18 protein-coding genes are annotated in these 22,700 nt (G+C 72.4%); 2 read left to right on the top strand and 16 right to left on the bottom strand.

Annotation, left to right across the window (positions count from 1 at the left end; all coding sequences use genetic code 11):
• Positions 1-41: 41 nt before the first annotated feature.
• The 9 genes from GQR16_RS07395 to GQR16_RS07435 all read right to left on the bottom strand — a co-directional run bounded on the left by GQR16_RS07395 (position 42) and on the right by GQR16_RS07435 (position 11,596).
• Entirely contained in the window at positions 42-821 is a 780-nt protein-coding gene (locus GQR16_RS07395) for a DNA-formamidopyrimidine glycosylase family protein (RefSeq protein WP_157414521.1), read from the bottom strand.
• The gene (locus tag GQR16_RS07400) at positions 808-5,376 is read right to left on the bottom strand and encodes an ATP-dependent helicase (RefSeq protein WP_157414522.1); all 4,569 of its coding nucleotides are present in this window, start codon (positions 5,374-5,376) and stop codon (positions 808-810) included. The genes GQR16_RS07395 and GQR16_RS07400 overlap by 14 nt, the downstream gene beginning before the upstream one ends.
• A 60-nt stretch (positions 5,377-5,436) precedes the next feature.
• On the bottom strand, positions 5,437-6,849 hold the full coding sequence (locus GQR16_RS07405; RefSeq protein ID WP_157414523.1) for a pyridoxal phosphate-dependent decarboxylase family protein: 1,413 nt from the start codon (positions 6,847-6,849) through the stop codon (positions 5,437-5,439).
• A 137-nt stretch (positions 6,850-6,986) separates the two neighbouring features.
• Entirely contained in the window at positions 6,987-7,835 is an 849-nt protein-coding gene (locus GQR16_RS07410) for an SseB family protein (protein WP_157414524.1), read from the bottom strand.
• Between the two features lie 7 nt (positions 7,836-7,842).
• On the bottom strand, positions 7,843-8,592 hold the full coding sequence (gene priA / locus GQR16_RS07415) for a bifunctional 1-(5-phosphoribosyl)-5-((5-phosphoribosylamino)methylideneamino)imidazole-4-carboxamide isomerase/phosphoribosylanthranilate isomerase PriA (RefSeq protein WP_067877590.1): 750 nt from the start codon (positions 8,590-8,592) through the stop codon (positions 7,843-7,845).
• Positions 8,593-8,706: 114 nt separating this feature from the next.
• Positions 8,707-9,345: an imidazole glycerol phosphate synthase subunit HisH gene (hisH, locus tag GQR16_RS07420; protein ID WP_157414525.1), complete on the bottom strand. Its 639-nt coding sequence runs from the start codon at positions 9,343-9,345 to the stop codon at positions 8,707-8,709.
• Positions 9,342-9,956: an imidazoleglycerol-phosphate dehydratase HisB gene (gene hisB, locus GQR16_RS07425; protein ID WP_157414526.1), complete on the bottom strand. Its 615-nt coding sequence runs from the start codon at positions 9,954-9,956 to the stop codon at positions 9,342-9,344. The genes hisH and hisB overlap by 4 nt, the downstream gene beginning before the upstream one ends.
• 49 nt (positions 9,957-10,005) lie before the next feature.
• Complete coding sequence (locus tag GQR16_RS07430; RefSeq protein WP_157414527.1) at positions 10,006-11,118, bottom strand: histidinol-phosphate transaminase; 1,113 nt, start codon at positions 11,116-11,118, stop codon at positions 10,006-10,008.
• 73 nt (positions 11,119-11,191) lie between these two features.
• A complete protein-coding gene (locus GQR16_RS07435; RefSeq protein ID WP_246200627.1) occupies positions 11,192-11,596 on the bottom strand; it encodes a LysM peptidoglycan-binding domain-containing protein in 405 nt (134 codons plus the stop codon).
• Positions 11,597-11,869: 273 nt separating this feature from the next.
• Here GQR16_RS07435 and lexA point away from each other — a divergent pair, with 273 nt between their 5' ends.
• Complete coding sequence (lexA, locus tag GQR16_RS07440) at positions 11,870-12,562, top strand: transcriptional repressor LexA (RefSeq protein ID WP_157414528.1); 693 nt, start codon at positions 11,870-11,872, stop codon at positions 12,560-12,562.
• Here lexA and GQR16_RS07445 read toward each other — a convergent pair.
• The 4 genes from GQR16_RS07445 to hflX all read right to left on the bottom strand — a co-directional run bounded on the left by GQR16_RS07445 (position 12,559) and on the right by hflX (position 18,469).
• Positions 12,559-13,140, bottom strand: coding sequence for a dihydrofolate reductase family protein (locus tag GQR16_RS07445; RefSeq protein ID WP_157414529.1), 582 nt, complete (start codon positions 13,138-13,140; stop codon positions 12,559-12,561). The two genes, lexA and GQR16_RS07445, sit on opposite strands and share 4 nt — an antisense overlap.
• Before the next feature lie 101 nt (positions 13,141-13,241).
• Complete coding sequence (metE, locus tag GQR16_RS07450) at positions 13,242-15,590, bottom strand: 5-methyltetrahydropteroyltriglutamate--homocysteine S-methyltransferase (RefSeq protein WP_157414530.1); 2,349 nt, start codon at positions 15,588-15,590, stop codon at positions 13,242-13,244.
• Positions 15,587-16,573, bottom strand: a complete 987-nt coding sequence (locus GQR16_RS07455) for a methylenetetrahydrofolate reductase (RefSeq protein ID WP_157414531.1) — start codon at positions 16,571-16,573, stop codon at positions 15,587-15,589. Before GQR16_RS07455 ends, metE begins: the two co-directional genes overlap by 4 nt.
• Positions 16,574-16,945: 372 nt before the next feature.
• Positions 16,946-18,469, bottom strand: coding sequence for a GTPase HflX (gene hflX / locus GQR16_RS07460; RefSeq protein WP_157414532.1), 1,524 nt, complete (start codon positions 18,467-18,469; stop codon positions 16,946-16,948).
• Between the two features lie 79 nt (positions 18,470-18,548).
• On the opposite strand from hflX, the gene GQR16_RS07465 reads away from it, so the two are divergent.
• Entirely contained in the window at positions 18,549-19,157 is a 609-nt protein-coding gene (locus tag GQR16_RS07465) for a class I SAM-dependent methyltransferase (protein WP_157414533.1), read from the top strand.
• A 74-nt stretch (positions 19,158-19,231) separates the two neighbouring features.
• Here the strand turns inward: GQR16_RS07465 and dapF are convergent, their stop codons facing one another.
• From dapF to miaB, 3 genes are read right to left on the bottom strand one after another with little or no spacing between them, the layout of a single operon-like run.
• Positions 19,232-20,113, bottom strand: a complete 882-nt coding sequence (gene dapF, locus GQR16_RS07470) for a diaminopimelate epimerase (RefSeq protein ID WP_157414534.1) — start codon at positions 20,111-20,113, stop codon at positions 19,232-19,234.
• A gap of 4 nt (positions 20,114-20,117) precedes the next feature.
• Positions 20,118-21,038 carry a tRNA (adenosine(37)-N6)-dimethylallyltransferase MiaA gene (gene miaA, locus GQR16_RS07475; protein ID WP_157414535.1) on the bottom strand — a complete coding sequence of 307 codons (921 nt, stop codon included), beginning with the start codon at positions 21,036-21,038 and terminating at the stop codon, positions 20,118-20,120.
• 16 nt (positions 21,039-21,054) lie between these two features.
• Positions 21,055-22,698, bottom strand: a complete 1,644-nt coding sequence (gene miaB / locus GQR16_RS07480; protein WP_157414536.1) for a tRNA (N6-isopentenyl adenosine(37)-C2)-methylthiotransferase MiaB — start codon at positions 22,696-22,698, stop codon at positions 21,055-21,057.
• Positions 22,699-22,700 lie beyond the last annotated feature (2 nt).

Raw genomic sequence — 22,700 nt, forward strand, 5'->3', positions numbered from 1 at the left:
AGCTCGCGGCGGCCCCTTCGTCGTTCACGGGCCTCAGCGCATCATCGCTGACAGCTCGGGCACCAGAACGTCACGCGCTCCTCGAGTTCGGTCCGTCCGAGTTCGCCGCGCTCGATGCGCGTGCCGCAGCGACGGCACGGCTCCCCCGCCCGCCCGTAGACCCACAACCGTTGTCCGCGACGATCGACGCCGGTCGTCACCCTGGCGGACCGGTCGCGGTTCGCGAGGATCAGGCGCCGCCCGAGCGACACGACCGCCGGCAGGTCGGGCACGCCGGCCACGGCACGCTGCGGTCGGATGCCGCGGAGGAAGCACAGCTCGTTGGCGTACACGTTGCCGAGGCCGGCGAGGTTGCGCTGGTCGAGCAGAGCGACCGCGATGGGCGTCTCGGGGTTCGCGGCGAGCCGGCGCACGGCCTCGTCTGGATCCCAGTCGGGGCCGAGCAGGTCGGGCCCCAGATGCTCGAGCGCCGCGGGCTCGTCGGCGCGAGCGAGCACCTCGAGCAGTCCGAGCTCGAATCCGATCGCCGTGGCATCCGGCGTCTCGAGCACGACGCGCGCGAGATGCGCGGGCTTCGGCCAGCGCTCCCCCGGCCGCAGGACCCGCCATTCACCCTCCATCTTCAGGTGCGAATGGATGCTCCAGGCAGGCGTTCGGATGAGCAGGTGCTTGCCGCGGGCGACCACCTCCTCGATGCGTTCGCCCGCGAGGTCGATCGTGGCGAACCGCGGCACGCGGAAGTCGGTGCGCACGAGCTCGGATCCTGCGAGCGCCGCGTGCAGTCGGGCGGCCGCGCGGAAGACGGTGTCACCCTCTGGCATCGAGCCGGAGTCCCTTCGGCGTCTCGCCGAACCCGGCGACCCTCAGGGCGTCGCCGAAGGTCGTGCCGAGCACGAACGCCCCGTTGACGCTCTCGACGGCGAGCCGTCGCACGCGGCCGGTGCGCACCAGCGCGGCGACGGCGTCGGCGGCCTGCCGCAGCACGGCCTCGTCGTCGACGTAGGCGAGCATCGTCTTGCCGCCCCGCTCGACGTAGGCGACGAGCTCGCCGTCGGCGACCACGACGAGCGCGCCCGCCTTGCGCGCGGCGCGGTGCGAGCTCTCGCCGGGCGGGTCGGGCCACGGCAGCGCGGCACCGTAGGCGTTCGCGGGGTCGGTGGCCGCGAGCACGTGCACCGCGCGAGCCTCGCTCGGGCGCTCGTCGCGGTCGGCGAACCCGCGCAGGCGGTCGACGGCCCCGGGCCCCGCGAACTGCGCGGCGCCGAGGCCCTCGACGAAGTAGCCGCGCCGAGCCCTGCCCGACTCCTCGAAGCCGCTGAGCGTGCGGTAGAGCAGCGCGAAGCCGCCGAGCACGCCCTCGGCGACGACCGTGCCGCGGGTCACGAGACCGTGCCGGTCGAGCATCGTCTCGGCGAGTGCGTGCGCGCGGCGGGTGGCATCGGAATCGGGCACCGGCAGGATCGACCAGCGGCCCGCGACCGACGGCGGCCCCGAGCGCATGACCGCCGACGAGACGCGCGGCATCGAGCGACCCCGCATCATGCGGGAGCGCGGCGTCGGCCGGGTGGTGCGGTGCGCGCTGCGACCGCCCGAGATGAGCGAGCGCACGGGCGCGAACGTGTCGTTGGTCACGAGGCCCGCCCAGACGAGGCCCCAGAGCGCCTCGACGAGCTCCTCGTCGATGACGGGGGCGTCGAGCCCGCCGAACCGGCCGACCGCATCGGAGAGCTGCCGGAAGAAGTACGCGCCGCCCGAGCCGAGGGCGACGAGCACCTCGCGCTGCAGGGCGGTGGTCTCGACGCCGACCGGCGGGTCGAGCGTCAGCGGCGCGGACTCCGCGAGGTGGAGCGTCACCCATCCGTCGTCGCCCGCGAGCGAACCGGAACCCGCCCAGACGACCTCGCCGGTGGCCATGAGCTCGTCGAGCATCGCGGGGCTGTAGTCGGACACGCGGGACGGCAGCACGAGCGACTCCCAGGCGGATGCCGGCAGGCGCACGCCCTCGAGCTGCTCGACGACCGAGAGCACGCCGTCGAGCCCCTTGAGCCCGCGACCGACCTGCTGCCACTCGGGCAGGAACCGTGCGAGCACGGGCTGCGGAACGGGCTCGACCTCGTGCCGGAGCGCGGCGAGCGAGCGCCGCCGGATCTTTCGGAGCACCTCGGCATCGCACCACTCGGTCGACGTGCCGTTCGGGCGGAACTCCCCCTCGACGACCCGTCGTTCGTCTGCGAGGCGCCGCAGCGCGCCCTTGGCCACCGCGACGCCGATGCCGAACCGCTCGGCGACCTCCTCGGCCGCGAACGGCCCGTGGGTTCGCGCGTAGCGGCTCACGAGATCGCCGAGCGGGTCGCCGACGTGCTCGGCGAACGCGACGGCCACCCCCGGCGGCACGGGCACGCCGAGCGCATCGCGCAGTCGCCCGACGTCTTCGATGGCAGCGACGTGCTCGCGCCCGGCGAAGGTCAGGCGCACCGCCCGCCGTGCCGCCACGAGCTCGTCGACCGCCCCGACCGGGTCGGTCTCGGCCTGCACGCGCTCGGCGAGCTCGGCCGTCGTCAACGGCCCGAGCCACCGCAGCGCGTCGGCGACGCCCTCGGTGCCGCGCACACGTCGGTCGTCGGCGAGCCGCTGCAACTCGCGCTCGGTCGTCGCGATGACCCCCGGATCGAGGAGCTCGCGCAGCTCGACCCGACCGAGCAGTTCGCCGAGGAGGGCCGTGTCGATCGCGAGGGCCGCCGCCCGGCGCTCGGCGAGCGGTGAATCGCCCTCGTACATGAACGCGCCGACGTAGCCGAACAGCAGCGAGCTCGCGAAGGGGCTCGGCGAGTCGGTCGTCGTCTCGACGAGCCGCACGCGGCGCGCCGCGACATCCCGGGCCAACTCGACGAGCGCCGGCACGTCGTAGACGTCTTGGAGCACCTCGCGCACGGTCTCGAGGATGATCGGGAACGTCGGGAACGCACTCGCGACCTCGAGCAGCTGCGCCGACCGCTGCCGCTGCTGCCACAGCGGCGAGCGACGACCGGGCTGGTAGTTGGGGAGCAGCAGCGCACGGGCCGCGCACTCGCGGAACCGGCTGGCGAACAACGCCGAGCCGCCGACCTCCTCGGTGACGAGCTGCTCGAGCTCGTCGGCCTCGAAGACGAACAGATCGGCGCCCGGCGGATCGACGCCCGTATCGGGGATGCGCACGATGATGCCGTCGTCGGCCGCGACCGCGGCTCCGTCGACGCCGTGCCGCTCGCGCACCCGCGCGGCGACGGCGAGCGCCCACGGCGCATGCACGGGCATGCCGAACGGCGAGTGCAGGATGACGCGCCAGTCGCCCAGCTCGTCGCGCGTGCGCTCGACGACGAGCGTGCGGTCGGACGGCACGTGACCCGTGGCCTTCGCCTGATCGGCGAGGAAGGTGACGAGGTTGCGCGCGGCGAACGCGTCGAGCCCGGCCGCCGCCACCCGGTCGCGCGCCTCGACGTCGTCGGCCGCCGCGATCTCGCGCATGAAGGCGCCGAGCGCGCGGCCGAGCTCGGCCGGTCGGCCGAGGCCGTCGCCCTTCCAGAACGGCACCCGGCCCGGTTGCCCGAACGCCGGCACGACGTTGACCCGATCGAACGTGATCTCCTGGATGCGCCAGCTCGTCGCGCCGAGGGCGAACACGTCGCCCACGCGGGACTCGTACACCATCTCTTCGTCGAGCTCGCCCACGCGTCGACCGCCGGACTCGTCGCCCACGAGGAAGACGCCGAACATGCCGCGGTCGGGGATCGTGCCGCCGCTCGTCACGGCGAGACGCTGGGCGCCGGGCCGGCCGACGAGCGTGCCCGCCTCGCGATCCCAGACGAGGCGCGGGCGGAGCTCGCCGAACCGGTCGGACGGGTAGCGGCCCGCGAGCAGGTCGAGGGTCGCCTCGTAGGCCGAGCGCGGCAGCGACCCGAAGGGCGCCGCCCGGCGCACGGCGTCGAACCACGCCTCGACGTCGAGCTCGTCGACCGCCGCGGCCGCGATCGTCTGCTGGGCGAGGATGTCGAGGGGGTTCGCGGGCACCCGCATGGTCTCGATCGCGCCGGCGAGCATGCGCTCGCTCGTGACGGCGGCGTGCACGAGGTCGGCACGCTGCTTCGGGAAGATGACGCCGCGCGAGACCTCGCCGACCTGATGCCCTGCGCGGCCGAGACGCTGGAGCCCGCTCGAGACCGACGGCGGCGACTCGACCTGCACGACGAGGTCGACCGCGCCCATGTCGATGCCGAGCTCGAGGCTCGACGTGGCGACGACGCAGCGCAACCGCCCGCTCTTCAGGTCGTCTTCGATCTCGGCGCGCTGCTCCTTGCTGACCGAGCCGTGATGGGCGCGCGCGAGCAGGGGCGGCGCACCGGAGGTCTGGCCCGACTGCGCCATGACCGCGGCCGGCTGGCCGCTCGCCACGGCCGCGACGAGGAGCGCCTCGCGCTCGGAGGCCTCGAGTGCGAGCTCGTTGAGCCGAGCGGTCAGCCGCTCGGCCAGTCGGCGGGAGTTCGCGAACACGATCGACGAGCGGTGCGCGAGCACCTTCTCGAGGATCGCCTCCTCGACGTGCGGCCAGATCGAGCCGGTCGCGTCGTCGCTCGCGGGCAGCTGCGCCATGTCTTCGACGGGGACGACGACGCGGAGGTCGAACTGCTTCTCGCTCGGCGGTGCGACGATCTCGACCGGTGCACTCGCGCAGAGGAAGCGCGCCACCTCTTCGACGGGCCGCACGGTCGCCGAGAGCCCGATGCGCTGCGCGGGCGTCGGCAGCAGCGCGTCGAGCCGTTCGAGCGAGAGCGCGAGATGCGCGCCTCGCTTCGTCGCGGCCACCGCGTGGATCTCGTCGACGATGACGGTCTCGACCGTGCGCAGCGTCTCGCGGGCCTGCGAGGTGAGCATGAGGAACAACGACTCGGGCGTCGTGATCAGGATGTCGGGAGGCGTGCGCAGCAGCGCCCGCCGCTCGTTCGCCGGGGTGTCGCCCGACCTGACGCCGACGCTCACGTGCGGCGGCTCGACGCCGAGCCGCTCGGACACGCGCGCGATGCCCGTGAGGGGTGCGCGCAGATTTCGCTCGACGTCGACCCCGAGCGCCTTCAGCGGCGAGAGGTAGAGCACGCGGGTTCCGGCCGGACGGGGAGTCGGCTCGGCGGTGCTCGGCTCGGCGGTGCTCGGCTCGGCATGCAGTCGGTCGATCGCCGAGAGGAACGCCGAGAGGGTCTTGCCCGACCCCGTCGGGGCCACGACGAGCGCGTGCGCGCCCCGGCCGATCGCCTGCCACGCGGCGGCCTGCACGGCGGTGGGCGCGCGGAACGACTCCGCGAACCAGATTCGCGTGGCGTCGGAGAAGGCCTCGAGCGCGTCCACCCCTCCATCCTGCCGCCCACGGCCGACAGTCGGGCTGCCGGAGCCGAGATCGGCGCTCGCTCAGCCCGCCAGCACCCGGCGGACGGCGTCGATCGTCGCATCGACGGCCGCGGCATCCGTCCCCCGATTGCTGACCGAGAACCGCAGCACGTCGCGGCCGCGCCACGTCGACGGATGCGCGAGGGCGATGCCGTCGTCGTCGAGGGCTCGGGCGATCGCCGCGACGTCGCGCCCGGCGAACGCGGCGCACACCTGCGTGAACACGACGTCGTTCAGCACCTCCACGCCGTCGAGGCCCCGCAACCCGTCGGCGATCGCGGTCGCCGACGCGGCGAGCCCGTCGACCAGCGCGGCGACCCCCGAGCGTCCCAGCGTGCGCAGGGCCGCGTAGGTCGGCACCCCGCGCGCCCGGCGCGAGAGCTCGAGCACCCGGTCGGATGCATCGACCCCCGTCTCCGCCGCCGGCAGGTAGGCCGCGTGCATGGTCATCGCGGCCACGAGCGGAGCCGGATCGGCGACGGCGACGATGCCCGCGTCGTACGGCACGTTCAGGGTCTTGTGCGCGTCGGTCGCCCAGGAGTCCGCCTGGTCGACCCCCGCGACGAGATGCCGCAGCCGCCCGCTCGCGGCGGCCCACAGCCCGAAGGCGCCGTCGACGTGCACCCACGCGCCCGCCTCGTGCGCGATCGCGACGCATTCCTCGAACGGGTCGGATGCCCCGGAGTGGATGTTGCCGGCCTGGAGGCACACGATCGCGGGGCCGTCGCCGCCGTCGGCCCCGTCGCCACCGCCGCCCCCGGCGCGCGACTCCCCGAGCGCCGCCGCGAGAGCGGACGGCAGGATGCGCCCCTGGTCGTCGCTCGCCACGTCGATCGGCCGGCCGAGCCCGAGCCAGCGGAGCGCGACATCCACGGACGGGTGATGCTCGTCGCCAGCGAACACGCGGATGCGCGGCGCGCCCTGGATGCCGTCGACCGCGTCGTCCCACCCGACCCGCTCGAGCACCGCGTGACGGGCGGCTGCGAGCGCCACGAGGTTCGCGGTGGTCGCACCCGTCGTGAAGCCGGCCACGGTTCCGCCGGGCAGGCCGAGCAGGTCGCAGATCCACTCCGCGGCGAGCTCCTCCGCGGCGTTCACGCCCGGGGTCACCTCCCTGAGCGCGGCGTTCTGATCCCACGAGGTGACGAGCCAGTCGGCGGCGAGCGGCGCCGGCGCGGTGCCGCCGATCACCCAGCCGAAGAAGCGCGGCGACTGCATCGCGATGAGTCCCGGCTCGACGGCGGCGCTCAGCGCCTCGACGACCGCGGTCGCGTCGAGCCCCTCGTCGGCCAGTTCGCGCCCGAGCGCGTCCTTCACCGCGTCGATGCCGACCGTCGGTGCGATCCGGCGTTCGGGTACCGCGTCGAGCCACTCGCGCGCGAGCCGTGCGGCGGCGTCGAGCGGCCGGTGGAATTCGTCTGCGAGTCCGGGCATCGTCGCTCCCCTCCGGCGCGATTCTCCACCCGGGTGCGCGGTGCGGCAACCGGTCGAGGGGTCGAGGGGTCGAGGGGTCGCGCCGAGCACGACCGCTCGGCGATGCAGGTCGAAGCCGCCTGGTCAGGACCGCCGGTTCAGGATGCCGCGCGCAGGCGGACCTTGAGCGAGTCCGCGCCCGTGGCGATGACATCGTCGGCCGCCCACCGCTGCGCGAGGCGCGCGAGCACGGCGTCGAGCTCGGTGCGCTCCAGCCCGGCGACGAGCTCGAGTTCGACCACGAGCTCGGGTCCGACGAGGCGCGCGGCGGGGTCGCCGTCGACGAGCACGACCGCGAGCACGGCGAGCTCGCTCGCGATCGACCGCGCGAACGCCTCGCGCATCGGCTCGGACTCGGAGGCCGGCCGCCAGTCGTGGCTCTGCGCGACGGCCCAGACGGCAGCACGCCGAAGCCCGAACTCGGTCTCGGATCCGGGATCGAGCACGACCCGGTCGGTGCCGTCGTCGGCGGCCGCGAGCGCGACCCGCACGCCGTCGGCCGGCACGGGCCGCGCGACCGGGTTCCAGCGCCGCATCGTCTCGACCGAGCTGAACACGGGCAGCACGGGCCGACCATCGGGCCCCAGCACGGTCACGATCGAGAGCTCCTGGCTCTTCTCGACCGCGAGTCCATGCTCGCCGATCTCGGTTCCGCCGTCGCCGAGCTCGGCGAGCAGCGGGATGAGCAGGCGCGAGGTCGCGAACGCCTGCACGACGTCGACCTTGCCGCCGTCGCCCGCCCGGAACCGCGCGAGCGCGGCGATCAGGTGCGGCGGCGCGCTGCCGTCGTCCTGCGAATGGGCGTTCTGCTCGAACGAGCGGCCCGCCCACGGAGTGCCCGCGGAGTCCGCGCGACCGCCCGGCGTTCGATGGTCTGGAGCGGCCGGCGCGTCGGAGGCGGCAGACACGTCTGCGCCGATCAGCGCGGCGCCGTCGGCGTCGTGCATTCCGGGATCAGTGGGATGCGACATCCAGCGCCTCGGGCAGCGTGAACGCGCCCGCGTACAGCGCCTTGCCGACGATTGCACCCTCGAGGCCGAGCGGCACGAGTTCGCGGAGCGCGGCGATGTCGTCGAGGCTCGAGATGCCGCCGGACGCCACGACCGGGCGGTGCGTGCGGTCCATCACCTGGCGGAGCAGGTCGAGGTTGGGGCCCTGGAGCGTGCCGTCCTTCGTGACATCGGTGACGACGTAGCGCGCGGCGCCGGCCTCTTCGAGGCGGTCCATGACCTGCCAGAGGTCGCCGCCGTCCTTCGTCCAGCCTCGGGCCGCGAGCGTCGTGCCGCGCACGTCGAGCCCGACGGCGATGGCCTCGCCGTACTGAGCGATGACGGAGGCCGCCCACTCGGGGTTCTCGAGCGCCGCGGTGCCGAGGTTGATGCGCTTGGCGCCGATCTCGAGCGCGTGCTCGAGCGACTCGTCGTCGCGGATGCCGCCCGACAGCTCGACGTTCACGCGACCGCGCACCTGGCGGATGGCCTTCTTCAGGATGCCGCCGTTCGAGCCGCGCCCGAACGCCGCGTCGAGGTCGACGAGGTGGATCCACTCCGCGCCCTGATCGGCCCAGTCGACGGCCGCGTCGATCGGGTCGCCGTAGTTGGTCTCGGTACCGGCCTCACCCTGGGTGAGTCGCACGGCCTTGCCGCCCGCGACATCGACCGCCGGCAGCAGTACCAGGCGGGGGGTCTTGTTGAACTCGCTCATCACTGTCCTCGGAATCGGATGCCTCAGAATGCGGCATCGGCACAGTCACAGAATCCTAGTCCGCGCGGCTGGGTGCGCTCGGATCGTGTGACGCGCGTGTGTCGCTCGCGCCGCTCAGCCGAGCGAGCGGAGCCAGTTCGACAGCAGACGGATGCCGGCATCCGACGACTTCTCGGGGTGGAACTGGGTCGCCGACAGCGGCCCGTTCTCGACCGCGGCGAGGAACGGACCGCCGTGCTCGGCCCACGTGAGTCGCGGCCTCGGGAACGGCGGCATGACGTCGAGACTCCAGTGCTGCGCGCCGTACGAGTGCACGAAGTAGAAGCGCTCGTCGGCGATGCCGTCGAAGAGCACCGAGCCCTCGTCGGGCGTGACGGTGTTCCATCCCATGTGCGGCAGCACGGGTGCGGGCAGCTCGGTGACGACGCCCGGCCACTCGCCGAGCCCCTCGGTGTCGGTGCCGCGCTCGACGCCGCGCTCGAAGAGCACCTGCATGCCGACGCAGATGCCGAGCACGTGACGCCCGCCCGCGAGCCTGCGGTCGATGATCTCGTCGCCGCGGACGGCCTTCAGCTGGTCCATGACCGCCTTGAACGCGCCGACGCCGGGCACGAGGAGGCCGTCGGCCTCGAGTGCGGCCGTGCGGTCGGACGTGACCTCGACGTCGGCTCCCGCCCGCTCGACGGCCTTCGCGGCCGAGTGCACGTTGCCCGAGCCGTAGTCGAGCACGACCACGCGTGGGGTGCGGCTCACAGGGCGCCCTTCGTCGACGGGATGCCGCTGACGAGCGGGTCGAACGCCTTGGCCTGGCGGAATGCGCGCGCGAACGCCTTGAACTCCGCTTCGGCGATGTGGTGCGCGTCGCGCCCGCCGAGCACGTTGACGTGCACGGTGAGCCCCGCGTTGAAGGTGATCGCCTCGAAGACGTGGCGCACCATCGATCCCGTGAAGTGCCCGCCGATGAGGTGGTACTCGAACCCGGCGGGCTCGCCGGTGTGCACGAGGTACGGGCGGCCGGAGATGTCGACCACGGCCTGCACGAGCGCCTCGTCGAGCGGCACGAGCGCGTCGCCGTAGCGCGAGATGCCGCGCTTGTCGCCGAGCGCCTGACGGATCGCCTGGCCGAGCACGATGCCCACGTCTTCGACCGTGTGGTGCACGTCGATCTGGATGTCGCCGCTCGCCCGCACCCTGAGGTCGGTCAGCGAGTGCTTCGCGAACGCCGTGAGCAGGTGGTCGTAGAACGGCACCGAGGTCTCGATGTCGCTCGTGCCGGTGCCGTCGAGGTCGATCGAGAGGTCGATGCTCGACTCGCTCGTCTCGCGCTGCACGCGCGCCGTGCGCGCACCGTTCGAAGTCGTCATGATTCCATCCTAGGCAGCGGGGTTCGGGGGCAGCGGGGTGCGGCGCCGGTCATGCCGCGGGCGTCGGCGTCGAGGCCGGCGCGGACGCCGGCGCGAACGCCGCGATCGCCTCGAGGAACGCGGTCGTCTCGGTCTCGGTGCCCGCGGTGACCCTGAGACATCCGGGCAGTCCGATGTCGCGGATCAGGATGCCGCGATCGAGCAGGGCCTCGAACACCGCGTGCGGGTCGTCGACGCCGCCGAAGAGCACGAAGTTCGCACCGCTGCGGTACGGGTGGAACCCGAGCCGGTCGAGCTCGGCCACGATGCGCTCGCGCTGACCGCGGATCTCGTCGACCATCGCCAGCATCTGGTCGGAGTGGGCGAGTGCGCCGAGCGCGGCCGCCTGGGTGAGGGCCGACAGGTGGTACGGCAGGCGCACGAGGCGCAGGGCGTCGACGACCGCCGGATCGGCGGCGAGGTAGCCCACACGGGCGCCGGCGAAGGCGAACGCCTTGCTCATGGTGCGCGAGACCACGAGCCGCGGACGCCCCTCGAGCAGCGTGAGTGCGCTCGGCGTGCCGGGGTCGGCGAACTCGTGGTACGCCTCGTCGACGACGACGATGCCGCGCGCGGCATCGGCGACGGCCTCGACGGTCTCGAGCGAGAGGGGCGTGCCCGTGGGGTTGTTCGGCGCGCAGAGCAGCACGATGTCGGGGTCGTGCTCGCGGATCGCGGCGACGGCGGTCTCGGGCGTGAGCTCGAACTCCCCGTCGCGCGGCGCGGCGATCCACTCGGTACCGGTGCCGGCCGAGAGCAGGCCGTACATGGAGTACGTCGGCGCGAATCCGAGCGACGTTCGGCCTGGGCCGCCGAAGGCCTGCAGCACGTGCTGGAGCACCTCGTTCGACCCGTTCGCGGCCCAGATGTTCGACTCGTCGAGGCCGTGGCCGAGGTAGCCGGCGAACGCATGTCGAAGGTCGGTGAACTCGCGGTCGGGGTAGCGGTTCAGCTGGAGGATCGCGGCCGCGACGCGCGCGACGATGTCGTGCGCGACGGCCTCGGGGATGGGATGCGTGTTCTCGTTGACGTTGAGCGCGACCGGCACGCTCTTCTGCGGTGCGCCGTACGGGGAACGGCCGCGGAGGTCGTCGCGGATGGGCAGGTCGTCGAGAGAGGTCACCTGATCAATGCTACCGAGCACCGACGGGGCGTTCCGCAGCCGTGACGCCCGACGACGAGGAGCGTCGAGCCGTCTACGGCTGCGCCGGGAGCGCGAGTCGCTGCCCGGGCTGCACGATGCTGTCGTCGAGTCCGTTGAGGCGCATGATCTCGTCGATGACCTCGCGGGGATCGGCCTGCGGCGCGAGCGACTCGGCGATGCTCCACAGGGATTCGCCGTCGGCGACCGTGAGGTACGCGAGGCTCGCGCCAGCGGCGCCCTCGACATCGGCCGCGGCACCCCCGCTGCCGAGCACGAGGGAGGCGACGAGGAGCACGATCGGCACCGCGGCGAGCATGGTGAACACGGCACGCCCGCGACGCGTGAGACGCAGCCGGCTTCGCCCGCCCGCAGTCTCGCGCGCGGCATCGAACATCGTGGAGCTCTCGGCGTACGAACCGTATGACCCGTACGAACCGGCGACCAGTACTGCACTCATCTCGCACCTCCTGAGGTGAATCGCATCCGGCCCTCGGCCGAGAGGGCCGGATGCGAAACTCTGTTCCGAACATACCTTCGAATTTCGAACGACGCAAGCATCTGGCGCATGCGGACTTCGGCCCCGGATCTCGCGACACACTCGAACAGATGTTTGCCGCACCCCTGCAGGGCGGATACAGTTTCGAATGTCCGACGACAGTCGAACAGACACCACCGACATCCGTTCGCGGGCAGCCGTCCGAGTCAACGGAGATCAAGAGGAGCGACGACGATGAGCACCGAACTCGACGACCTGCGCGAGTCCGGCCGCAGCCGCCGTCGCAAGAGCCTCAGCGCGAAGCAGATCTCGATCCTCGAGGTCATCCAGCGGTCGGTCGCCGGGCGCGGCTATCCGCCGAGCATGCGCGAGATCGGCGATGCGGTCGGCCTCTCTTCGCTCTCGAGCGTGACCCACCAGCTCAACCAGCTCGAGCTCGCCGGCTACCTGCGCCGCGACCCGAACCGCCCCCGCGCCCTCGAGGTGCTCATCGAGCTCCCCGGCGTCGAGTCGCGTACATCGTCGAGCAGCGATTCGTCACCGGTCGTCGGCGACGCCGCGATGGTGCCGCTCGTCGGCCGCATCGCCGCGGGCGTGCCGATCACGGCCGAGCAGCAGATCGACGAGGTGTTCCCGCTCCCCCGCCAGCTCGTCGGCAAGGGCGAGCTCTTCATGCTCAAGGTCGTCGGCGACTCCATGATCGACGCGGCGATCTGCGACGGCGACTGGGTCGTCGTACGTTCCCAGCGCACGGCCGAGAACGGCGAGATCGTCGCGGCCATGCTCGACGGCGAGGCTACGGTCAAGGTCTTCCGCCAGCGCGACGGCCACACGTGGCTGCTCCCCCGCAACAGCGCCTTCGAACCGATCCTCGGCGACGCGGCCGAGGTGCTCGGCAAGATCGTCGCGGTGCTCCGCGCGGTCTAGTCGTCCCGACCCGAGTCAGGGGCCGAGCTCGGCGACGGCCTCGGCACGTACCGCATTGCCACGACGCCCGAACGGTACTCCTCACGGCCCACGAGCTCGAGGTCGAGCGGTTCGTCGAGCCCGGCGAGGAGCGTCGGCCCGTGGCCGACGACCCGCGGATGCACGACGAACTCGTACTCGTCGATGAGCCCGAGCCGCGCGAGCTCGGTGGGCAGCATCACGCCGCCCGTGACGATGGGCCCGCCGGGCGCCCGCTTGAGGGCTCGCACGGCCTCCTCGAGGCCGCCCCGCACGAGTTCCGCATTCCAGTCGACCGAGTCGAGCGTGCTCGAGACCACGACCTTCGGCGCCGCGTCGATCACCTCGGCGAACGGACGTGTCCACTCCGGCATGCCCGGAGCGCCGGGCAGCCGCCACGCCCCCTCCATCATGAGGTACGTGACGCGCCCGAAGAGCAGCACGCCCGCCTGCGCGAGCAGGTCCGCCGAGCGACGGTGCAGCTCCTCGTCGACCAGGCCGACCCGATGGTCCACGCAGCCGTCGAGCGTGACGTTGATCGAGTACATGAGCGATCGCATGACGCCGAGGGTACGCGCCCGCCGCGCGCACGGCGAGGGGCGGATGTCGCGTGGCCCGCGACATCCGCCCCTGCAGGTTCCGGCCGCAGGGGCCGGCTGCGCTACACCGCGGCGACGCTGAGCGACGCGCGCACCGCCCTGGTCGCCGCGATGATGTGCTCGAGCGAGGCCACGGTCTCGTCGTACCCGCGCGTCTTCAGGCCGCAGTCGGGGTTGACCCAGAGCCGGTTCGCCGGGATCTCGCCCACCGCGCGTTCGAGCAGGGTCGTGACCTCGTCGACGCTCGGCACGCGCGGCGAGTGGATGTCGTAGACACCCGGGCCGATGCCGTGATCGAAGCCGCTCGTCGCGAGGTCGTCGACGACCTCCATGCGGCTGCGCGCGGCCTCGATCGACGTGACGTCGGCGTCGAGGTTCTTGATGGCGTCGATGATCACGCCGAACTCCGAGTAGCAGAGGTGCGTGTGCACCTGGGTCGCGGATGCCGCGCCGGCCGTCGCGAGCCGGAACGACCCGACCGACCAGTCGAGGTATGCCGGCTGGTCGGCGAGCTTCAGCGGCAGGAGCTCGCGCAGGGCGGGCTCGTCGACCTGGATGATGCGGATGCCGGCGCCCTCGAGGTCGGCGATCTCGTCTCGGAGCGCGAGCGCGACCTGGCGTGCGGTGTCGCCGAGCGGCACGTCGTCGCGCACGAACGACCACGCGAGGATCGTGACCGGCCCGGTGAGCATGCCCTTGACGTGCTGCCCGGTGAGCGACTGGGCGTACTCCGCCCACGCGACGGTCATGGGCGCCGGCCGCGAGACGTCGCCCCAGAGGATCGACGGGCGCGTGCAGCGCGAGCCGTACGACTGCACCCAGCCGTGCTCGGTGACCGCGAATCCGTCGAGCAGCTCGGCGAAGTACTGCACCATGTCGTTGCGTTCGGGCTCGCCGTGCACGAGCACGTCGAGGCCGAGCTCCTCCTGGAGGCGGACGACGCGCTCGATCTCCTCGCGCATGAGGCCCGCGTACTCGTCGGCCGTGAGCGTGCCGTTCGTGACGCCCGCGCGGGCGCGGCGGATCTCGCCGGTCTGCGGGAACGAGCCGATCGTGGTCGTCGGCAGCTCGGGCAGGTCGAGCGAATCCTGGGCGAGCAGGCGCTCGTCGTAGTCGGCACGGGCGAAGTCGCCGGGCTGCAGGGCCGCGAGGCGCTCGCGCACGGCGGGCACGCGCACGCCGGGTGCGCCGGCTCGGTCGGCCAGGGCGACGGATGCCGCGTCGAGCGCCTCGGCGATGGCCTCGCGTCCGTCGGCGAGCCCGCGTGCGAGCGTCGCGACCTGGGCGACCTTCTGGTCGGCGAACGCGAGCCAGCTCACGAGTCGGGGGTCGAGCTTGGACTCGTCGTCGACGTCGTGGGGCACGTGCAGCAGCGAGGTCGAGGTCGAGACGGAGACCGAGCCCGAGAGCGACTGCACGGCCTCGACCCGGGCGAACGCCGCCGCGAGGTCGCCGCGCCAGATGTTGTGGCCGTCGACGACGCCCGCGACGAGCGTCTTCGCGGCGAGCGATTCGGCGGTCGCCGGGTCGAGGTCGTCGAGCGCGTCGGGCAGCGAGCCGCGCACGAGGTCGAGGCCGATCGCCTCGACGGGTGCGGCCGCGAGCGCGGGCAGGGCGTCGTCGAGCGAGCCGTAGGGGGCCGCGACGAAGATCGCCGGGCGGTCGTCGACGGCGCCGAGCACGTCGTAGGCGGCGGCGATCGCGGCGATGACGCGAGCGCGAGGCTCGTCGATGCTCTCGCTCACGAGTGCGGGCTCGTCGAGCTGCACCCACTCGGCACCGGCCGCGGCGAGTTCGGCGAGCAGCTGCGCGTAGACGGGCACGAGCTCGTCGAGGCGGTCGATGGGGCGGAACCCGGCGGGCGCGTCATCCGCCGCTTTCGCAAGGAGGAGGAACGTGATCGGGCCGACGACGACCGGACGGGTGAGGAAACCGGCGTCGCGCGCCTCGACGAACTCGGCCACGATGCGCTCGGCGTGCAGCTCGAAGCGCGTCGCGGGCGAGATCTCGGGCACGAGGTAGTGGTAGTTCGAGTCGAACCACTTCGTCATCTCGAGCGGGGCGTCGTCACCCTCGCCGCGCGCGATGGTGAAGTACCCGGCGAGGTCGACGCCGCCGTCGGCTGCGCGCAGGCGCTCGAACCGGGCGGGGATCGCGCCGACGGCGACGGCGGCGTCGAGCACCTGGTCGTAGTAGGAGAACGACTCGGGGATCGCCGAGTCGGCGCGTCCGAGCCCCAGGTCGGCGAGGCGCTCACGGGTCGCCGCGCGAAGGCCCGCGGCCGTGGCCTCGAGCTCCGCGGCGTCGATGCGGCCGGCCCAGAACGACTCCACCGCCCGCTTGAGTTCGCGGCGGCGCCCGATCCTCGGGTAGCCGAGGATCGTTCCGGTGGGGAAGGGTCGTACAGTCATCGTGCGGTGTTCCTCTCGTTGGCGAGCTGGCGTGGTACGGCGATCCCGAGCCGGTCGACGACGTCGAGCACGGCTTCGTGACGGTTGTAGGTGTAGAGGTGCAGGCCCGGCGCTCCGCCGTCGAGCACCTCGGCGGCGAGCCGGGCGGCGAAGTCGATGCCGAGCTCGGTCTGCGCCGCGGCGTCGGACTCGAGCTCGAGCGCGAGGGCGAAGTCGGCGGGCGGCTGCACGCCCGTGAGCTCGGCGAGCCGCGCGAGACGGGCCGGCGTCGTGGTGGGCATGATGCCCGGAAGGATCGGCATCGTGACGCCGGCCGCACGAGCGAGCTCGACGAAGCCGAGGTAGTCGTCGGCCTCCCAGAAGAGCTGCGTGATCGCGAGGTTCGCCCCGGCGACCTCCTTCGCGAGCAGGATGTCGACGTCCTGCGAGAGGTCCTTCGACCGAGGATGTCCGCTCGGGAACGCCGCGACCGCGACCCGCGTCGTGCGCGAACGCTCGCGGATGCGACTCGCACCCGGGTTGCCCGCGACGGCGACCTGCTGGAACGGCTCGCGCTCCTGCTGCACCCGGTGGATGAGCTGCACGAGCTCGGCCGCGGTGGCGAGGTCGCCGAGCGGCGCGTCGGGGTCGGCGCCGACGGGCGGGTCGCCGCGCAGGGCGAGGAAGCTGCGGATGCCCGCATCGAGGAACCGGCGCACGAGCTCGTTCGCCTCGACGTGCGAGGAGCCCACGCACGTGAGGTGCGCCATCGGCTCGATGTCGGTGTGCTCGAGGATGTACCGCAGCACGGTGAGCGACCGGTCGCGCGTGCTGCCGCCCGCGCCGAACGTGACGGAGATGAACGCCGGGTCGACGTCGGCCAGCCGGTCGATCGTGCGGCCGAGGGCGATCGCCGCGGCATCCGTGCGGGGCGGGAACAGCTCGAACGACAGCGGGGTGCGGTCTGCCGCTGCCCCCGTCGGGTCGGTCGCGATCGGTGCCATGCTGCGCTCCAGGGTCCGTGAACCGTGGGCGGGACGGGCACACGGGCCGCGTACCCCGGCCGTCACGGCTGGTGGTCTCGCGGGCGGGTGCCGGGCTCGGCTGTCGCTCCAGGTGATCGGCATCGGGCCGATCACGTTCGATCAGGGGCGACGATACGCGCGTTTGACGGCAGCCGGGGAGCACTGTGACATTCGGTGACGCGTCATGACCCGAGAAGTCTCAGTTGACTGATATAAGCCGCCTGAAAGATCGGATGCCTCAGCGCGCCGTTCCGGGGATCCTCACGGTCGTCCGTCCGCGCTCGCACACGGACGCTCGGGCAGCGTCGACGGCACCGACGCGGGTGCCGCCGACGCAGGCCCGACGTGCGCTCAGACCGAAGCGGATGCCGCGGCGAACCCGGCGAGCTGTGCAGCCTGCTCGGGCGACGCGAACGCCCGCACGCGAGTGCCGGCGTCGACGTACTCGACCGAGACGACGCGACCGGACTCGTGCAGCAACGAGACGATGTCGCCGCGGTCGTACGGCACGAGCAGGTCGATCTCGACCGCGGGATCGGGCAGCATGCGCGTGATCGCCTCGAGCACCTCGTCGATGCCCTCGCCCGTGCGCGCCGAGGCGAACACCGCATCGGGTGCGAGCCCGCGCAGCACGAGCCGCTCCTCGGGCCCGACCAGATCGGCCTTGTTGAAGACGATGAGCTCGGGAATGTCACGGGCGCCGACGTCGCCGATGACGTCGCGGACCGTCGCGATCTGCCCGGCGGGGTCGGGGTGCGCCGCGTCGACCACGTGCACGATGAGGTCGGAGTCGCCGACCTCTTCGAGCGTCGAGCGGAACGCCTCGACGAGCTGGTGCGGCAGGTTGCGCACGAAGCCGACGGTGTCGGCGATCGTGTAGATGCGGCCGTCGGCCGTCGTGTTGCGGCGGACGGTCGCGTCGAGGGTCGCGAACAGGGCGTTCTCGACGAGCAGGCCCGCACCCGTGATGCGGTTGAGCAGGCTCGACTTGCCGGCGTTCGTGTAGCCCGCGATGGCCACCGAGGGGATCGCGTTGCGGCGACGGTTCGCGCGCTTCGCGTCGCGTGCGGGCTTCATGCCGACGATCTGCTTGCGGAGCTTCGCCATGCGGGTGTGGATGCGACGACGATCGAGCTCGATCTTCGTCTCACCGGGACCACGCGAACCCATGCCCGCGCCCGCGCCGCCGACCTGGCCACCGGCCTGGCGGGACATCGACTCGCCCCAGCCGCGCAGACGCGGCAGGAGATACTCGAGCTGCGCGAGCTCGACCTGGGCCTTGCCCTCTCGGCTCTTCGCGTGCTGGCTGAAGATGTCGAGGATCACCGCCGTGCGGTCGATCACCTTGACCTTCACGACGTCTTCGAGCGCACGCCGCTGGCTGGGCGCGAGCTCGGTGTCGGCGATCACGGTGTCGGCGCCGACGGCCGCGACGATGTGGCGAAGCTCCTCGGCCTTGCCCTTGCCGAGGTACGTGCTGGGATCGGGGTGCGGGCGTCGCTGCAGGAGGCCGTCGAGCACACGTGCACCCGCGGTCTCGGCAAGGGCCGCGAGCTCGCGCATCGAGTTGTCGGCGTCGGCCTGCGAGCCCTGCGAGTACACGCCGATGAGCACGACGTTCTCGAGGCGCAGCTGCCGGTACTCGACCTCGGTGACGTCTTCGAGCTCGGTCGACAGGCCCGCCACGCGCCGCAGGGCCGCGCGGTCTTCGCGCTCGAACTGGTCGCCGTCGGTCGAGGAGCCGCCCGCGGCATCCGTTCGCATGATCGACGTCGCCTCGCCCGCGCCGAACCGTGCCACGCTCGCGGCTGAGTCCGCGGTGCGCAGCACCCGCTCGACGGCGTCGTCGGTGGGGTGGTTCTCGGCTTCGTTCATTCTCTCAACCCTACTTCGCTCTGCGTGCTTCTGCTTCGTCGTGCGGTGGCGACACATCCCTGTGCGCTACCGTGCTGGCATGGGCTCCGACCACTACTTCTCCGCGACACCTCGGAGCAATGCCAGCACCCGCACCATCCGCGTCCGTCTCGCCGGACGCGACCTCGACCTCGTGACCGCCGCCGGGGTGTTCAGCCCCGAGCACCTCGACCAGGGCACTGCGCGCCTGCTCGAGACGGTTCCCGTGCCGCCCGCGACCGGAGACCTGCTCGACCTCGGCACCGGTTGGGGGCCGATCGCCCTGTCGCTCGCGCTGCAGGCGCCGGATGCCACCGTGTGGGCCGTCGACGTCAACGAACGTGCGCTCGAACTCGTGCGCACCAACGCCGCACGTCTCGGCCTCACGAACGTCAACGCGGTGCTGCCCTCGGATGTTCCCGCCGACGTCGTGTTCGCCACGATCTGGTCGAACCCGCCCATCCGGGTCGGCAAGCAGGAGTTGCACGCGATGCTCGAGCACTGGCTCCCCCGTCTCGCCGACGACGCGACCGCCTGGCTCGTCGTGGCCAAGCACCTGGGCGCCGAGTCGCTCCAGCGCTGGCTCGCCGACGACCTCGGCCTCGACGTGGAGCGTGCGGCGAACACCAAGGGGTTCCGCGTGCTCGCGGCGGAGCGCCGAACCGCCTGACGCCGCACCCTGCACCGCAGCTCGGGCATGCGGCATCCGATCGCCGCGAAGGATGCTGCGCCGGATGTCGCGGCTCAGGCCAGCGCGAGCACCCCGTCGAACACGAGCTCGGCGGGCCCCGAGAGGGCCACGTGCTCGCCGTCGGCAGCCGCGAACATGCGCACGCCGACGACGCCGCCCGGTACCTGCACGCGCCACGCGTCGGGCGCACCGGCCCCGGCCCAGAACCGCACGGCCAGCGCGGACGCCACCGCACCCGTGCCGCACGAGAGCGTCTCGCCCGAACCGCGCTCGTGCACGCGCATGCGGATGCGACCGACGCCCGCCTCGACGAGCGGCTCGGCCGGCACCACGAACTCGACGTTCGCACCGGCAGCCGGCACCGGGTCGAGGATCGGGAGGTAGGCGAGATCGAGGCCGGCGAGCTCGTCGTCGTCGGCGAGGGCCACGACGACGTGCGGGTTGCCGACGTCGATGCCGAGGCCCGGACGCGCGACCGAGAGCCCCTTGGCGCGCACGAGCGGCTCGCCGCCGGCCCGCCGCCAGAGGCCCATGTCGACCTCGAAGCCGTTCTCGGCGAGGGTCACCCGCCGCACACCCGCGCGAGTGCCGATCGCGATCGACTCACCGGGTGCGAGCTCGACGAGCCCCTGATCGATGAGGAACCGCGTGTACACGCGCACGCCGTTGCCGCACATCTCGGAGACGGAACCGTCGGCGTTCCAGTAGTCCATGAACCAGACCGCGTCGGGGTCCTCGTCGAGGGCGGATGCCCCGTCGCCGAGGTTCTCCGAACGCACCGCGCGGATCAGCCCGTCGCCGCCGACGCCGAAGTGGCGGTCGCACACGGCCGCGATCTGCGCGGGAGAGAGCACGGTGTCGCCGTCGGGGTCGGCGAACAGCACGAAGTCGTTGCCGGTGCCGTGGCCCTTGGTGAAGCGCAGGTCGAAGGACATCTGCTCAGTCTATGGCGGCCTGGAGGGCGAGCTGGCGGCCTCTGGCGACCGGGTCGGCCGCGTCGAGTTCGACCGCGTCGCGGTACCGACGGAACCAGCCCACCTGGCGGCGCGCGTACGTGCGGGTGAGCTGCTGCGTCTCGGCGATCGCGTCGTCGCGCGACATGCGCTCCTGCAGTTCGGCGAGGGCCTGCGCGTAGCCGATCGCCCGCCGCGCGGTGACGCCCCGCTCGAGGCCGAGCGGCACGAGGTCGCGCACCTCGTCGACGAGCCCGTCGTGCCACATGCGCGCGGCCCGCGCGTCGAGGCGTTCGACGAGCTGCGCCCGCTCGGTTCGAAGATGCACGATGCGGTGCGGGCGCCACGGCACCGGCTCGTCGGGCAGGCGCGCGGCCTTCGGCTCCCCCGTGACCTCGATGACCTCGAGGGCCCGGACGATACGACGCCCGTTCGCAGCATCGACGCCGGCGGCGGTCTCGGAGTCGATCTCGCGGAGCCGGGCGTGCAGCAGGCCGGGACCGAGCTCGACGAGCTCGGCCTCCAGCCGGGCGCGCACGACGGCATCGGTGCCCGGGAACCGGAAGTCGTGGATCACCGACGACACGTACAGGCCGGAACCGCCCACGAGCAGCGCGACCCGCCCGCGCGCGATGATGTCGTCGATGCTCGCGCGCGCGTCGCGTTGATACGCGGCGACGGATGCCTCGTCGGTGACGTCGAGCACATCGAGCAGGTGGTGCGGAACACCGCGTCGCTCGTCGAGCGGGAGCTTGGCCGTGCCGATGTCCATGCCGCGGTACAACTGCATGGCGTCGGCGTTGACGACCTCGGAACCGCGCCCGACGCGCGCGAACGCCTCGGCGAGGTCGAGCGCGAAGTCGGACTTGCCGGTGCCGGTCGCGCCGACGACCGCGATGAGGGTCACAGGTGTTCCGTCGCGCTCAGCGGAGGTCGTCGTCGACGTCGTAGATCGGGAACGTGCCGAAGCCCGGCTTGATGAGTGGCTCGCTCGTCGACGGCAGCACGCGCACCGACGGCAGTCCGAGCGAGACGCGAGCCGCGCCCCCGCCCGACGTGCCGGTGCCCGGAGCGGCGGGCACGGCGCAGCTCTCGGCCTGCGAGCGATCCCACGCATCGCCCGACCGGGTGCGGCGGATGACGAGCGGCGCATCGTCGGTCGAGTCGGCAATGAGGTGGAACGGCGCGGCCTGCGTGATCGTCACGCTCACGACGTCGCCAGGGCGGGGCTGGTCGCTGCCGACCGGGACCTCGAAGTGCACCAGTCGGCTGTCTTCGGCACGACCGCTGAGGCGGTGCGTCTCGGCATCCTTCTTGCCCTCGCCCGTCGAGACGAGCACCTCGACACGGCGACCGATGAGCTTCTGGTTCTCCTCCCACGAGATGCGGTCCTGCAGCGCAGTGAGGCGCTCGTAGCGCTCCTGCACGACCTCCTTCGGCACCTGCTCGTCCATGGTCGCCGCGGGCGTTCCGGGTCGGATCGAGTACTGGAACGTGAACGCCGAGGCGAATCGGGCGGCCTCGACGACGCGCATGGTCTCGAGGAAGTCCTCCTCGGTCTCGCCGGGGAACCCGACGATGATGTCGGTCGAGATCGCCGCGTTGGGGATCTTCGCGCGAACGCGGTCGAGGATGCCGAGGAACTTCTCGGAGCGGTACGACCGGCGCATGGCCTTCAGGATGCGGTCGGAGCCCGACTGCAGCGGCATGTGCAGCTGCGGCATCACGGCCGGCGTCTCGGCCATGGCATCGATCACGTCGTCGGTGAAGGCGGCCGGGTGCGGGCTCGTGAAGCGGATGCGCTCGAGCCCGTCGATCTCGCCGGCTGCGCGCAGCAGCTTGCCGAACGCCTGCCGGTCGCCGAACTCGACGCCGTAGGAGTTGACGTTCTGGCCGAGCAGGGTGACCTCCATGGCGCCGTCGTCGACGAGCGCCTGAACCTCGGCGAGCACCTCGCCCGGGCGGCGGTCCTTCTCCTTGCCGCGGAGCGAGGGCACGATGCAGAAAGTGCACGTGTTGTTGCAGCCGACCGAGATCGAGACCCAGCCGCTGTACGTGGAGTCGCGCTTGGTGGGCAGGGTGGACGGGAAGACCTCGAGCGCGTCGAGGATCTCGAGCTGCGCCTCGTCGTTGTGGCGCGCGCGCTCGAGCAGGCTCGGCAGGGATCCCATGTTGTGCGTGCCGAAGACGACGTCGACCCACGGGGCCTTCTCGAGGATGACGTTCTTGTCCTTCTGGGCGAGGCAGCCGCCGACGGCGATCTGCATGCCCGCGTGGCGCCGCTTGACGCCCGCGAGATGGCCCAGGTTGCCGTAGAGCTTGTTGTCGGCGTTCTCGCGCACGGCGCACGTGTTGATGACCACGATGTCGGGCTCGGTGCCGTCGGCTGGCACGTACCCGGCCGCCTCGAGCGAACCCGAGAGTCGCTCGGAGTCGTGCACGTTCATCTGGCAGCCGAACGTGCGCACCTCGTAGGTGCGCGGAGCAGCGGTGTCGTCGATCTGCGCGGCAATGAGATGCTCGGCCTCGGCGGATCCGCCGACCACGGCCTCGTGAATGGTGCTCATGA

Origin of the sequence: Agromyces allii, assembly GCF_009749385.1 — a bacterium.
In the GTDB taxonomy this organism is placed as follows: Bacteria; Actinomycetota; Actinomycetes; order Actinomycetales; family Microbacteriaceae; genus Agromyces; species Agromyces allii.

What these genes read in the sequence shown, in the direction of transcription:
- GQR16_RS07395 (WP_157414521.1), bottom strand. Translation starts at nt 821, where the DNA reads ATGCCAGAGGGTGACACCGTCTTCCGCGCGGCCGCCCGACTGCACGCG.
- GQR16_RS07405 (WP_157414523.1), bottom strand. Translation starts at nt 6,849, where the DNA reads ATGCCCGGACTCGCAGACGAATTCCACCGGCCGCTCGACGCCGCCGCA.
- GQR16_RS07410 (WP_157414524.1), bottom strand. Translation starts at nt 7,835, where the DNA reads ATGCACGACGCCGACGGCGCCGCGCTGATCGGCGCAGACGTGTCTGCC.
- priA (WP_067877590.1), bottom strand. Translation starts at nt 8,592, where the DNA reads ATGAGCGAGTTCAACAAGACCCCCCGCCTGGTACTGCTGCCGGCGGTC.
- hisB (WP_157414526.1), bottom strand. Translation starts at nt 9,956, where the DNA reads ATGACGACTTCGAACGGTGCGCGCACGGCGCGCGTGCAGCGCGAGACG.
- GQR16_RS07435 (WP_246200627.1), bottom strand. Translation starts at nt 11,596, where the DNA reads ATGAGTGCAGTACTGGTCGCCGGTTCGTACGGGTCATACGGTTCGTAC.
- lexA (WP_157414528.1), top strand. Translation starts at nt 11,870, where the DNA reads ATGAGCACCGAACTCGACGACCTGCGCGAGTCCGGCCGCAGCCGCCGT.
- GQR16_RS07445 (WP_157414529.1), bottom strand. Translation starts at nt 13,140, where the DNA reads ATGCGATCGCTCATGTACTCGATCAACGTCACGCTCGACGGCTGCGTG.
- metE (WP_157414530.1), bottom strand. Translation starts at nt 15,590, where the DNA reads ATGACTGTACGACCCTTCCCCACCGGAACGATCCTCGGCTACCCGAGG.
- GQR16_RS07455 (WP_157414531.1), bottom strand. Translation starts at nt 16,573, where the DNA reads ATGGCACCGATCGCGACCGACCCGACGGGGGCAGCGGCAGACCGCACC.
- hflX (WP_157414532.1), bottom strand. Translation starts at nt 18,469, where the DNA reads ATGAACGAAGCCGAGAACCACCCCACCGACGACGCCGTCGAGCGGGTG.
- GQR16_RS07465 (WP_157414533.1), top strand. Translation starts at nt 18,549, where the DNA reads ATGGGCTCCGACCACTACTTCTCCGCGACACCTCGGAGCAATGCCAGC.
- dapF (WP_157414534.1), bottom strand. Translation starts at nt 20,113, where the DNA reads ATGTCCTTCGACCTGCGCTTCACCAAGGGCCACGGCACCGGCAACGAC.
- miaB (WP_157414536.1), bottom strand. Translation starts at nt 22,698, where the DNA reads ATGAGCACCATTCACGAGGCCGTGGTCGGCGGATCCGCCGAGGCCGAG.